This is a genomic window from Nonomuraea sp. NPDC052634 (genome assembly GCF_040678535.1).
GTDB lineage: Bacteria > Actinomycetota > Actinomycetes > Streptosporangiales > Streptosporangiaceae > Nonomuraea > Nonomuraea fastidiosa.
Genome location: NZ_JBFATY010000006.1, coordinates 241110 through 253893 on the forward strand (window position 1 = coordinate 241110; position 12784 = coordinate 253893).

General features: G+C 71.7%; 10 protein-coding genes. All 10 read right to left on the minus strand.

What is annotated here, in order from left to right; translation table 11 throughout:
- Positions 1 to 210: 210 nt before the first annotated feature.
- Positions 211 to 1773, minus strand: a complete 1563-nt coding sequence (locus tag AB0K67_RS26385; protein WP_364065333.1) for a hypothetical protein — start codon at positions 1771 to 1773, stop codon at positions 211 to 213.
- A gap of 249 nt (positions 1774 to 2022) precedes the next feature.
- Entirely contained in the window at positions 2023 to 2604 is a 582-nt protein-coding gene (locus AB0K67_RS26390) for a helix-turn-helix domain-containing protein (RefSeq protein ID WP_364065335.1), read from the minus strand.
- 563 nt (positions 2605 to 3167) lie between these two features.
- Positions 3168 to 4961 (minus strand): ABC transporter ATP-binding protein, encoded by a 1794-nt coding sequence (locus AB0K67_RS26395; protein WP_364065338.1) that lies wholly within the window; start codon positions 4959 to 4961, stop codon positions 3168 to 3170.
- 538 nt (positions 4962 to 5499) lie between these two features.
- Positions 5500 to 8223, minus strand: a complete 2724-nt coding sequence (locus tag AB0K67_RS26400; protein WP_364065340.1) for a DEAD/DEAH box helicase — start codon at positions 8221 to 8223, stop codon at positions 5500 to 5502.
- A gap of 90 nt (positions 8224 to 8313) precedes the next feature.
- Complete coding sequence (locus AB0K67_RS26405) at positions 8314 to 9201, minus strand: YegS/Rv2252/BmrU family lipid kinase (RefSeq protein ID WP_364065343.1); 888 nt, start codon at positions 9199 to 9201, stop codon at positions 8314 to 8316.
- Positions 9202 to 9240: 39 nt separating this feature from the next.
- Positions 9241 to 10083 carry a twin-arginine translocase subunit TatC gene (gene tatC / locus AB0K67_RS26410; RefSeq protein ID WP_364065345.1) on the minus strand — a complete coding sequence of 281 codons (843 nt, stop codon included), beginning with the start codon at positions 10081 to 10083 and terminating at the stop codon, positions 9241 to 9243.
- A 95-nt stretch (positions 10084 to 10178) separates the two neighbouring features.
- Positions 10179 to 10532, minus strand: coding sequence for a Sec-independent protein translocase subunit TatA (gene tatA / locus AB0K67_RS26415; protein ID WP_364065348.1), 354 nt, complete (start codon positions 10530 to 10532; stop codon positions 10179 to 10181).
- A 66-nt stretch (positions 10533 to 10598) separates the two neighbouring features.
- Positions 10599 to 10766: a hypothetical protein gene (locus tag AB0K67_RS26420; protein WP_364065350.1), complete on the minus strand. Its 168-nt coding sequence runs from the start codon at positions 10764 to 10766 to the stop codon at positions 10599 to 10601.
- On the minus strand, positions 10763 to 11737 hold the full coding sequence (locus AB0K67_RS26425; protein ID WP_364065353.1) for a WYL domain-containing protein: 975 nt from the start codon (positions 11735 to 11737) through the stop codon (positions 10763 to 10765). Before AB0K67_RS26425 ends, AB0K67_RS26420 begins: the two co-directional genes overlap by 4 nt.
- Before the next feature lie 61 nt (positions 11738 to 11798).
- Entirely contained in the window at positions 11799 to 12761 is a 963-nt protein-coding gene (locus AB0K67_RS26430) for a WYL domain-containing protein (RefSeq protein WP_364065355.1), read from the minus strand.
- Positions 12762 to 12784: the final 23 nt, after the last annotated feature.

The window sequence follows — 12784 nt, forward strand, 5'->3', positions numbered from 1 at the left end:
CTGCGCTGCGCCGGGGCAGTCAGGGAGGCTCGATCGAGGCCCGGCCGCGGGGCCGTGGCTACGCGCGGGATGCGCGACACGGGACGCGCGACACGGGACGCGCGACACGGGACGCGCGACGCGGCTGCGCGCGGGGCGGGCGACGCGGCTGTGCCGGGGGCGCGGGACGTGCGAATCAGCCCCCGCAGGCCCTGGCCGGGTGCGGGGCGATCAGTGGAGCTCGGGTGGGCCGTCGTGGACCAGGCGGCGCTGGGCCGGGGTCGGCGGGCGGGCCCACGTCACGCCTGGGCCGTCGTCGGCGATCAGGCCCGTGACGGCCTCGCGCAGAACCTCCCCGGCCGGCGCGTCCGGACGCAGCTCGCGCGCCTCCCGATAGCGGTCGAGCACGTAGGCGAGGTCCAGCATGAGCGTGTTCGGCCGGTCCGCTTCCTCCTCGGCCTCCGCCTCCGCAGCGGCTTGCACGTCCTGGACGCCGTCCCGGATGGCGGGCAGCGGCTTGATGGGCGTGCCGTTGACGTGCGTCCGCTCGCCCGGCCCTCCGGCAGCCGAGCCCGCCTCCCCGGGTCCGGCTGACAGCGCCCCTCCGGCTCCGGCCGAGGTCGCCTCCCCCGTCCCGTAGAGCGCCGCCTCCTCGAGCTCGGGCCGTGCCGCGTCCCCATCTCGGAGCGGTGCGGTTCCTCCGGCGCCGGGCAGGGCGGCCTCTCCGGTGCCGGGAAGGGCGGCCTCCCCACGAAGCGGGGCGGCCTCTCCGGCGCCCGGGAGGGCGGCCTCTCCGGCGCGGAGCGGGGCGGCTTCTCCTGTGCTGGGCAGAGCGGCTTCTCCGGCGCGGGGCTGCGCGGGCACGCGGACATGCAGCGCGCCGAGCTTCGCCTCCACGGCCCACAGCCCTCGTCCCTCGGAGACCTGCACGACCGGCACATCCCCGATCACATCCGCCACCGCCGTTCCGCCCGCAGACGCTTCGGTCGTCGCCGCCCCGTCCGGTGCGGCCGTTACGCCTACTGCCGCATCTGCTACCGCTGTACCCATCACCGCGGCTTCGGCCGCTGTGCCCGCTACCACGGCTTCGGCCGCTGTGCCCGCTACCACGGCTTCGGCCGCTGTGCCCGTTACCGCGGCTTCGGCCGCCGTGTCCGTTACCACCGCTTCGGCGGCCGCGTCCGCGACCGCCGCAGAGGCCGCTGCCCCCGCCGGTCCCCTCACCAGCTCCGTCACGGTCTCGGCCACGGCGGTGGCGAAGCGTTCGGCGTCCATGCCGTCCGCGATCTCCGGGCCATCCGCAACCTTAGGGCCGCGCACCCCTTCCGGCTCGGCCGGCGGCCACTCGCCGCGCAGGTGCAGGACGCCGGGGCGCTCGGCCGTCGCCAGCTCGGCCATCAGCTCCGTGACCGTGCCCTGCGGGTCGTGCAGGGCGGCGTCCCCGCGGGCGGCGAAGGCGTCGGCGAGCAGGCGCAGGGAGATCGACCGCGGCGGGTCGTAGGCGACCAGCACCTCCAGCTCCTCGTGGACCCGCAGCGCGCTGCCGGAATCGTGGTACGCCCGCAGCCCCTCCACGAAGGCCGCCTCCACATCAGGTGGCAGCAACCCCCACGAACGGTCCACCTCGAACCTGTCGTCGGCGGCACCTTCCCCCGTCCCCCGGCGGAGCCACCAGACCACCGCGCCGACAACAGCGGCGGCCAGCACTGTGACTGCGATGAACACGTTGTTGCCCGCTTTCCCCTCGTACTTGGCAAGCGGTAGCAGCGTAGTGTGATCAATCCCCACAAACACTGGAATTTCCGCAAATAGCGATCAGCGGGCGCAGCGCGGCATACGACGACCAAGATGAGGTTTCTCCCATTTGGTAATCGACATTATTTGTCGCGAGGTCCGCACGCACCACGCGCCCACCTGTCAGGGACGGTCAGGCCGCACGCACCAGGCGCCTGACCGTCAGGGACGATCAGGCCGCACGCACCAGGCACCTGACCGTCAGGGACCGTCAGGCCGCACGCACCAGGCCCCTGACCGTCAGGAGCGTCAGAGCGACCGGGGCCGCATCCCGTCGCAGACCACGTCCGCCATCCGCACCGCCCCTCCCCTGGCCCGGGCTCCGCGCTCGGCGACCAGGCAGCCGCGCAGCAGGTCGAGGGCGTCCTCGGCGGTGAGGTCGGCGCGCACGGCCCCCACCCGCTGGGCCCGCGCCAGCAATCGGCCGAGCGCCGCGGCGAAGTCCCTGGCCAGCGTGGAGCCGGGCCGTACCGGCATGGCCGTGCCGCTGTCCAGCATGTCGCACAGCGCCTGGTTGCCCGACGCCTGCTCGACCACTGCGGCGAACCAGCCGAAGAACGCCCGACCGGCGTCCTCGGCGGTGGCCAGCGCGCGGGCGTCGGCCACGAACCGTTCGATCCGCCCGAGCAGCACCGCCTCGAACAGCGCCTCTTTGGTGGGAAAGTGCCGGTAGACGGTGCCGACCCCGAACCCGGCACGCCGGGCGATCTCATCGAAGGAGATGGTCAGGCCGTCGCTGGCCAGGGCCTGCTGGGCGATCTGCAGCACCCGCTCCCTGTTACGCCGGGCGTCGGCCCGCAGCGGCCTGGCGGCGCCGTGATCGTCGCCCATGATCTCCACCTGCCTTCGGCCTGCCGGCAGGCGGAAAGCGGGCCCGCGGCGACAAACGGAGAATGCTCTCCGATTCTATCCCGGGAGATTCCCCGACATACACCCCCAAAATCCCACCGCAACCCCTGAAACACCCCAGCAGCCGACCGCCGCCGATCCCGCAATATCCCGCTAAAACCCAACACCAGGTGGATGGGGCGACGATTCCACGGCAGTACGGCGTTCAGGGGGTTCCGCGGCGGCGGCAGCGTCCGTGGCTCACGCAGTGATGGCGGCGTTCAGAGATTCCGCCGCGATGGCGTTCCGGGGATGAAAGTGATGGCTTTCCGGGGATGCGCGGCGGTGGTGGTGGTTGTTGTTCCGGGGGCGTCGCGCCGGAGCCGCCAGGGACCTTCGCGGCGCCGTACGCGAAACTCCGAAATCCTCCCGAGCGTCGCAGCAGTCAGCGCCACGACAACGACCCGCCGGCACAGCGGCGACCGGCGGCCGAGGGCGAACGGTCGCCGAAAGCCCGGCACCCGCCCCGGAGCGTCGGGACGGGTGCCGGGCCGGCGAGACCGGGGTCACGTGGACGTTCCCCAGCCGGACCGCGCGCCGACCCGCTTGAGCCGGATCCGCTCCTCCCGCGGAGCCGGCTCGATCTCGATCACCCGCGCCCCCTCCGGCACCTGCCGCAGGTCGTGCGTGATGAGCAGCGTGGTACGCCCGGCCATGAGCCGCCGCAGCGGCCGCATGACGTGGGCGGCGGTGGCGACGTCCAGTCCGGTGACGGGCTCGTCGAGCACCAGCACCGGCGTGTCGCGCAGGATGGCCCTGGCGATCGCGATGCGCTGCCGCTGCCCGCCGGACAGCAGCCGGCCGCGCTGACCGACCGGCGAGTCGTACCCCTGGGGCAGCAGCTTGATGAAGTCGTGCGCCCCGGCCACCTCGGCCGCCCTGACCACCTCGTCGAACGAGGCGCCGGGACGCCCGTAGGCGATGTTGTCGCGTACGGTGCCGGAGAACAGCAGCGTCTCCTGGTGCAGGACGGTGATGTTGTCGCGCAGCGACTGCCGTGTGATGCCCTGGACGTCGGTGTCGTCCAGCAGGATGCGCCCGGAGTCCGGGTCGTAGAAGCGCAGCAGCAGCTTGGCGATCGTGGACTTGCCCGCCCCGCTGGGCCCGGTGATCACGACGACCTCGCCGGGCTCTGCGGTGAACGACAGGTCGCGCAGCACCTGACGGCTCCGTCCCGGATAAGTGAAGCTCACCCGGTCGAAGACGATCCGGCCGCTGCAGCGGCCCATCGCGACGGCGTCCGGGGCGTCGCGTACGGCGGGCTTGGTGTGCAGGATCTCGATCACGCGGTCCGATCCCGCCGCCGCCTCCGACACCGTCAGGGCCAGCTCGCCCAGGCTCTGCACGGCCGGGTAGAGCAGGGCCAGGTACGCCGCGAACGACAGCAGCCCGCCGATCGTCAGCCGCCCGGCCGCGATCTCCCACGCGCCGAACCCGAGGATGGCGATCAGGCAGATCGTCTCGATGACCTGCACCGCCGGGTTGTACAGACCCGACAGCCAGGCCTGCGACATGTTGGCCCGCAGCCAGGTGCGCCCCTCGCTGTGCAGCCTGCGGGACTCCTCGTCCTGCCGGTTGTACGACTGCACGAGCGGCTGGTTGGCCAGCCCTTCCTCCAGGACGCTGTTCATCGCCCCGTTGCTGGCCCGCTCGCGCGCCGCCGCCGTCCTGAACTTCGAGGCGAACACCTTCGAGGTGATCACGAACAGCGGGATCAACGCCATCGTCAGCAGTGCCAGGTCCCAGCGGATGAAGAACGCCGCCCCGGCGAAGAAGACGATGCCGGCCACGGTGGTGACGGCCTTGACCAGTCCTGAGCCGACCAGTTCCTCGATGGCCTCCACGTCGTCCGTCATGCGCGCCATCAGGTCGCCCAGCCGCCGCTTCTCGGAGAAGTCGGGGGCGAGCGTCTGTACGTGCGCGTACACGCGGTCGCGCAGGGCCAGCAGGAACCGCTCCGCGCCCAGCGCGGTGAGGTAGGCCCCCGCGAAGGACAGCGCGCCGGCACCGACGGCGAGCCCGAGCCAGATGGCCGCGGGAGACCAGAAAGCGTCAAGGTTCCGGGTCGTCAGCACCTCGTCGGTGATGTGCCCGAACAGGCGGATCGCGGCGACCTCACAGAGCGCGGCGAGGATGGCGAAAACCACCCCGGCCGCGAAATGGCGCCGCAACCCGCGGGTGTCCGGCCAGAACTCGCGGAACGTGCGGCGAATGGTGATCGCCGGCGCGAGTTCACGGCCGGAGGCGCTCAAAGGGGGCCGGCGGCCTGGCCGCCGGCCCTCATCGGGGGTGTCTAGCACCCCCACCACCTACGACGGGCGCACCAGCCCCAGCCCCACCGGCGCCAGCGGCGGCGCCTGCGGCATCCCCATCCTTGCTTGAAGCCGACCGCGGACAGTTGCGTGTTCGCCATGATTCCTCCCCCGTTGGCTGAACACTGACAAATCGGACGCTAGCACCCGAAATGCGATAAATCAGCAGATAATCGTTGATTTCAGGAAGGCTTGACCGGTAAAACCCGAGCGGAAAGGCGTTTCCGGCGAAGAAGTAAAGGCGCCCGCCCACCAGTAAAAACGTAAAACCAGCGTCATATAACGCCAAAAGGCGCCCCAGAAGCCGCGCTTCCGGAGCGCCCTCAGACCGTCCGCCAACGGCCGTCAAGCGGCCTCACGCCGCAGGGCCGACCTCACGTGACGACGCGACCGCACCGGCCCGCGGCGGGTACCGAGCCGGCCACACGCGACCGACACGGGCCACACCGGCCCGCAGCGGGTTACCGAGCCGACATCAGCGCGCCGACCACACCGGCCACGCCGGGCCACAACGCCCGGCCGGGGGTCAGTTCAGCGACGAGTACGCCACCACACCCCGCCGCATCGCGTCCATCGCCTTCACCGACGTCTGCCGGATCTTGCTGCCCTCCGGCGCCGCGTTCCCCAGCTGGCCCAGCAGGTCCATCAGCTGCTTGATCCACCGCACGAAGTCACCGGCCGCCAGCTCGTTGCCGCCCACGCCGTCCATCAGCACCGCGTCGAGGCTGTGCCCCTTCGTCCACCGGTACGCCGCCCACGCGAACCCCAGATCCGGCTCCCTGATCGTGGACAGCCCGTGGTCCGACTCGATGCCCTCAAGCTCGCCCCACAGCCGGATCATCGCCGACAGCGCGTCCTGCGCCTTACCCGCCGGGATCTTCGGCCGCCGCGTGTCGTCGGACGCCCGCGACTCGAACACCAGCGCCGACACGCACGCCGCCAGCTCCGCCGGATCGAGATCCTCCCACAGCCCGTTGCGCAGGCACTCGGCGGTCAGCAGGTCGAGCTCGGTGTAGAGGCGGCCGAGCCGCCGCCCCTCGTCGGTCACCGTCTCGCCGCGCAGGTAGCCGAGCTGCTGCAGCACCGAGCAGATCCGGTCGAACGTCCGCGAGATCACGTGGGAACGCCCCTCGACCCGCCGCCGCAGCCCCTCGGTCTCGCGCAGCAGCTTGTAGTAGCGCTCGGCCCAGCGGGCGTGGTCCTCGCGCTCGTCGCAGCCGTGGCACGGATGCTGCCTGATCTGCCGCCGCAGGTCGTTGACCTCGGGGTCCTCCACCGTGTGGTCGCGCACCCGCGGCGGCTTGCCGAGGTCCCGGTCGCCGATCTTCGCCATCAGCGTCGAGACCAGGTTCGCCCGCTCCTTCGGCGAGCGGGAGTTGAAGTTCTTCGGGATGCGCACCTTCTCCAGCGGCTCCACCGGCACCGGGAAGTCGGACGGATCCAGCTTCTTCACCTGCTTGCCGATGGTCAGCACCAGCGGGCTCGGCCCGTGACCGCGCGGATTGCGGCTCACGTCCAGCACGATCGCAAGGCCCGCGCGCCGGCCGCCCGGCACCCGGATCACGTCGCCCGGCTGCAGCGCCTCCAGCGACCGCGCCGCCGCCGCCCGCCGCGCCGCACCGCGCTGCCGCGACAGCTCCGCCTCGCGGTCGGACAGCCGCCGCCGCAGCGCCGCGTACTCGGCGAAGTCACCCAGGTGGCAGGTCATCGCCTCCTGGTAGCCCTCCAGCGCCTCCTCGTGCTTGCGCAGCTGCTTGGCCAGCCCCACAACCGCACGGTCCGCCTGGAACTGCGCGAACGACTCCTCCAGCAGCGCCCTGGCCCGCTCGCGGCCGAACTGCCCGACCAGGTTGACCGCCATGTTGTACGACGGCTGGAAGCTCGACCGCAGCGGATACGTACGGGTGCCCGCAAGGCCCGCCACCGACAGCGGATCCATGCCCGGCTGCCACAGCACCACCGCGTGGCCCTCGACGTCGATGCCGCGCCGCCCCGCCCGGCCGGTGAGCTGGGTGTACTCCCCCGGCGTCAGGTCGGCGTGCGTCTCGCCGTTCCACTTGTCCAGCTTCTCGATCACCACGGTGCGCGCCGGCATGTTGATGCCCAGCGCCAGCGTCTCCGTGGCGAACACCGCCTTGACCAGGCCGCGGGTGAACAGCTCCTCCACGACCTCCTTGAACGCCGGCAGCATGCCCGCGTGATGCGCCGCAAGGCCCCGCTCCAGGCCCTCGCGCCACTCCAGGTAGCCCAGCACCGCCAGATCCTCATCGGGCAGGTGCGCCGTGCGCTCGTCGACGATCTGCCGGATCTCGTGCCGCTCGCGGTCGCTCGTCAGCCGGATGCCGGCGTACAGGCACTGCTGCACCGCCGCGTCGCAGCCCGCGCGGGAGAAGATGAACGTGATCGCCGGCAGCAGCCCCTCGGCGTCGAGCTTCTCGATGACCTGCACCCGGTCCGGCGGGCGCGAGCGCGGCACCCGGCCGTAGCCGCGCCGGCCACGACCCGCCATCAGCCGCTCCGCATCCCGCGTCACCCGCATCAGCGTCGGGTTGATCCGCGGCGTCAGATCGTCGGTGATGAACATGTCGTAGATGCGCTTGCCGACCATCATGTGCTGCCACAACGGCACGGGACGGTGCTCGTCCACGATCACCGTGGTGTCGCCGCGCACCGCGCCCAGCCACTCGCCGAACTCCTCGGCGTTGCTCACCGTCGCCGACAGCGCCACCAGCCGCACCGACTCCGGCAGGTGGATGATCACCTCTTCCCAGACCGCGCCGCGGAACCGGTCGGCGAGGTAGTGGACCTCGTCCATCACCACGAACCCGAGCCCGGACAGCGTCGCCGAGCCCGCGTAGAGCATGTTGCGCAGCACCTCGGTCGTCATGACGACGATCGGCGCCTCGCCGTTGATGCTGTTGTCGCCGGTCAGCAGCCCGACCTTGCCCGTGCCGTAGCGCTTGACCAGGTCGTTGTACTTCTGGTTGGACAGCGCCTTGATGGGGGTGGTGTAGAAGCACTTCAGGCCCTGCTCCAAGGCGAGGTGGACGGCGAACTCGCCGACCACCGTCTTGCCCGACCCCGTGGGCGCCGCCACCAGCACGCCGTCGCCGGCCTCCAGGGCGCGGCAGGCGTCGATCTGGAAGTCGTCCAGCGGGAAGTCGTAGAGACCTCGGAACGATCTCAGCGCGGCCCCGTCGTCCCCGAACTTCTGACGGAAGGCCGCATAGCGTTCCGCTGGCGTTGTCATAATCGCCAGCCTACCGAAACCGCCATTCCGGTCCGTCCAGGGAGCCGCCCGCGCCGGGCCTTCCGACCCGGCGCCTTTACAAAGTAGATCTCATACGATGACGCGCAACGCGCCCGGCAGCACCTCGCAGTGCAGCGGGGCCGGCCCGATGCGTTCGCCGTCGGCGTAGGCGATCACCTCGGGTGCCTCCACCCGGACGCTGCGCACCCGCCGCACCGACACCGCCGGGTGCGTGACGTGGGTGCCCCGGTAGACGCTCGGGAAGACCCGCACGAACTCCCCCGTGGACAGCGCGCCCACCATCACGACGTCCAGCAGCCCGTCGTCGGGCCTGGCGTCCGGGCAGACCCGCATCCCCGCGCCGTAGGAGGTGGTGTTGGCCACCGCGACCAGCATCGCCTCCCGCTCGACCGGCTCGCCGTCGTCGAAGGTGACGCGGTACGGGATCGGCCGGAACGCGCGCAGCTCCCGCGCGGTCGCCACCAGGTAGCGGGCCATGCCGGGCGGCCAGGTGAGGGTGTTGGCCCGCTCGTTGACGCGGGAGTCGAACCCGCAGCACGCCACCCCGGCGAACAGCTCCTCGGCACCGCCCGCCGCGATGCGGGCGGCGTCCACCGGCCGGGTCTTCATCCGCAGCACGGCCCTGGCCGCCGCGAGCGGATCCTTGCGCGGCACGCCGAGCGCGGCGGCGATGTCGTTGCCGGTGCCCGCCGGGATGATGCCGAGCGGCACGTCGGTGCCGGCGACCGCCTGCACCGCCAGGTGGACCAGCCCGTCGCCGCCGAAGGCGACGAGCGCGTCGGGACGTTCGGAGACGGCCGTGCAGGCGCGGGCGAGCGCGTCGGCGGCGTCGTCACCGACGATCACCGACAGCTCGGCCCCTCCGGCGCGCAGCCGGCGCGCCACGGGCTCGAGCAGGCGCAGCGTACGCCCGCCGCGGGCGGCGGGGTTGACGAGCAGGGCGATATGGGGGGACACGCCCGGAACCTATCGTTTCCGGGGCGGCACGGGAATGCCTCAGCGCTTGTCGGTGCCCGGCGGCTCCTCATCGGTCAACCCGGAGGGCTCGACCGGCGTGCTCTCCTCGGGCAGCGGCGAGGCCTCGTCGTCGGACAGGTGGGAGAAGTCCCCCTCGGCCGGCGCGCGCCTCTCGCGCAGGAAGATGACGCCCTCGGCGATGAAGTACAGCACGATCATCGGCATGGCGAGCGCCATCATCGTCAGCGGATCGCCGCCGGGCGTGATGACCGCGCCGAAGACGAACATGATGAAGACGACCGTGCGCCGGTGCTTCTTGACCGTGGCGTGCGACAGGACGCCGATGATGTTGAGGAACACCAGCAGCAGTGGCAGCTCGAACGACACACCGAAGATCACCAGCATGATGAGCACGTAGTTGAGGTACTCATCGATCTGGATGGTCGCGACGGTGTCGCTCGGCGCGAAGCCCAGCAGGATCGCCAGGCTGGTGTCCATGATGATGTAGGCGAGCGCGGCGCCGATGAGGAACAGCGGGACCGCGATCGACATGAACGTGATCGAATACCGCTTCTCGTTGCGGTAGAGGGCGGGCGTGACGAACGCCCAGATCTGGTAGAGCCAGACGGGTGAGGACACCACCAGGCCGACCAGCGCCGACACCTTCAGCGTCAGGAAGAACGACTGGAAGATGCCGCCGTAGGTGAGCGTGCACTGGCCGACGCGCAGCTGCTGCGCCTGCGGCGTGTCACAGAACGGCGCCTTGATGTACGCCCACACCGGATCGAAGAAGAAGAAGCCGATGATGATGCCCACGACCACGGCGGCCAGCGCGATGAGCAGGCGGTTGCGCAGCTCCCGCAGGTGCTCCATGAGGGGCATGCGACCTTCGGGGTCGCGTTCTCGCCTCGAATTGCTCGATCGTTTGAGCAGCGCCATCTAGCAGTCCAGATCAGGAAGAGGAGGAAGGGCGGAGATCAGGCGTGCTTGTTGTCGGTCTGGGCGGCACTGGCGCGCAGCTTGGCGGCCTGCTCCTCCAGCTGGCGGGCCTGCTCCTCCAGCGACAGCCCGGGCGTGGGGGCCGGCGGGGTGGAGGCCGGCAGCGGCTGCGGCTGGACGGGCTGGGGCTGAGGCTGGGCCTGCTGCGCGGGCGCCTGCTGGACGGTGTGCTGGACGTCGTCGTCGTCATCGCGCAGCTTCGCGGTCTCGGCCTTGAAGATGCGCAGGGAACGGCCGACGCCGCGGGCCATGTCGGGCAGCTTCTTCGCACCGAACAGCAGCACCAGCGCCAGCAGAATGATGAGGAGTTCGGGCACTCCGAGGTTCGGCATGAGAACGCCCTTTCTAGCGACACTTGCCTCTTTCAGCCACGATCGTACGCTGCCGGGGGCGTGGTCTCACCCCCCCTGGCCGGTCAATCTGGCCCGCCGGGGCTCAAGCTGGGCCTGCGCCTCGGCCACTTCCCTTCTCAGAGTACGTGCCGCCACCACGACGCGAGCACCGGCCACCACCAGCACGATCAGCCCGGCGACGCCGATCCCCACGGACACGAACAGCAAAGTCATGACCGGTGAGCGTACAGGGCCAGGGCGCGTTCGGCCTCGCGGCGCACGGCCTCGGCCATCTCAGGAGGCGAGACGACCTTGCCGGTGTCGCCGAGCCGCAGCGCCAGCTTGAGAATCCAGTCCTCGTCGCGGGCCCGCAGCGCCACCCGCAGCCGCCCCTCGCCCAGCTCGGTGACCTGCTCGCACGGGTAGTACTCGGCCACCCACCGCCCGGCGGCGCTCAGCTCCAGCTCCACCAGCTCGTCGGTGGGCGACGGACGGAACACCCCGTCGGTCACGTCGCGCGGCTCGGCCTCGGCCGGCGGGTCGGCGGGCACGTCCAGCACCTCCACGCCGAGCACCCGGTCCAGCCGGAACAGCCGCATCGCCTCGGCCCGGTAGCACCAGCCCTCCAGGTAGGCGCGGCCGTCCACGACCAGCACCCGCATCGGGTCGACCTCGCGCGGCGTCACCTCGTCGCGGCCCGGCACGTAGTAGCGCAGCGACAGGCGGCGGCCCTTGGTGAGCCCCTCGCGCACCCGCGGCAGCGCGTCGGGGGCGGCGTCGACGTCCACGGCGACCTGGCTGCTGACGGTGGCCGCGCCCTCTCCGGCGGCCCGCTCCAGCTTGGCCATCACCCGCGGCAGCGCGTCGGGCACCCCGCCTTCGGGCAGCGCCAGCTCGGGGGTGGCGGCCAGCGTGCGCAGCGCCACCAGCAGCGCGCTCGCCTCGTCGATGCCGAGCCGCAGCGGCCTGGCGATGGTGTCGGCGTTGTCGATGAGGATCTCGCCGCCGTCCCACGACACGTCGATGAGGTCGCCGGGGGTGTGGCCGGGCAGCCCGCACATCCACACGAGCTGCAGGTCGTCGATGAGCTGCTTCTCGCTCAGCCCGAACACCGCCGCGACCTCGCCGACCGTGGCCCCCGGATGGGACATCAGGTACGGCACCAGCGCAAGCAGCCGCGGCAGCCGATCGGCGGACCCGCTCACTTCCGTTCCCCCTCGCCTAGACGCCCGTTCACCTCGCGACGACCCCCGTGACCCGCCGTGCTCACGCCAGCGCCCCCTTCAGGCGGCGGATGACGGCCTCGCGGGCGTCCGGCGGCTCCACCACCTCGACGTCGGCGCCCAGGCTGGCCATCCATCCCGCCAGCCGCTCGGCGTCGGAGAACGACAGCTCCGCCTCGTCCCAGCCGTCGCGGCCCTCGCGTACGGACCTGGCCAGGCGGCGCAGCCCCTCGCACGCGCCCTGCCTGACCCGCACCACGGCCGTCCGCTCCTCGCTCGGCTCGTCGGGGAAGCCCACCATGGCCCGCAGATCGACATCGTGCGGCACCTCGACCGCGCCCGGCTTGCCGACCGCGGTCACCGCGCCGCTGATCCGGCTGAGCCGGAAGGCGCGCGGCGCGTTGCGGTCGCGGTCGAAGCCCGCGAGATACCAGCGGCCGCGCCTGCTGACCACGCCCCACGGCTCGACGGTGCGGCTGCGCACGGTCTCGCTGCCCGACGCCCGGTAGTCGAAGCGGACCACCCGCCGGTCGCGCACCGCGTTCCACAGCGCGGGGAAGGCCGGGTCGCGGGTGTCGACGCGCAGCTCCAGCGCGCTGCCGCCCATCGAGCCGCCGACCGGCTGATCGGTGGCCACGCCGCCCGCGCGCAGCTTCAGCAGCGCGCCCGAGGCCGCCTCGGCCAGGCTGGCGCGCTGCCACACCTGCGCCGCCAGGCCCAGCACCGCCGCCTCGTCGGGTTCCAGCGTGATCTCGGGCAGCTCGTACGCCTCCCGCTCGATGCGGTAGCCCGGCTCGTCCTCCCACGGGTCGCGCACCACGTCGATGGGGATGCCGATCTCGCGCAGCTCGTTCTTGTCGCGCTCGAACATGCGCTGGAACGCCTCGTCGCTCTCGCGGTCGTAGCCGGGGACGGCCTGGCGGATCTGCTCGGCCGACAGCGGGCGCCGGGTGGCGAGCAGGCAGATCACGAGGTTGAGCAACCGTTCCGTCTTCCGGCGCGACATCTGCCTCACTCCTCCTTCATCGA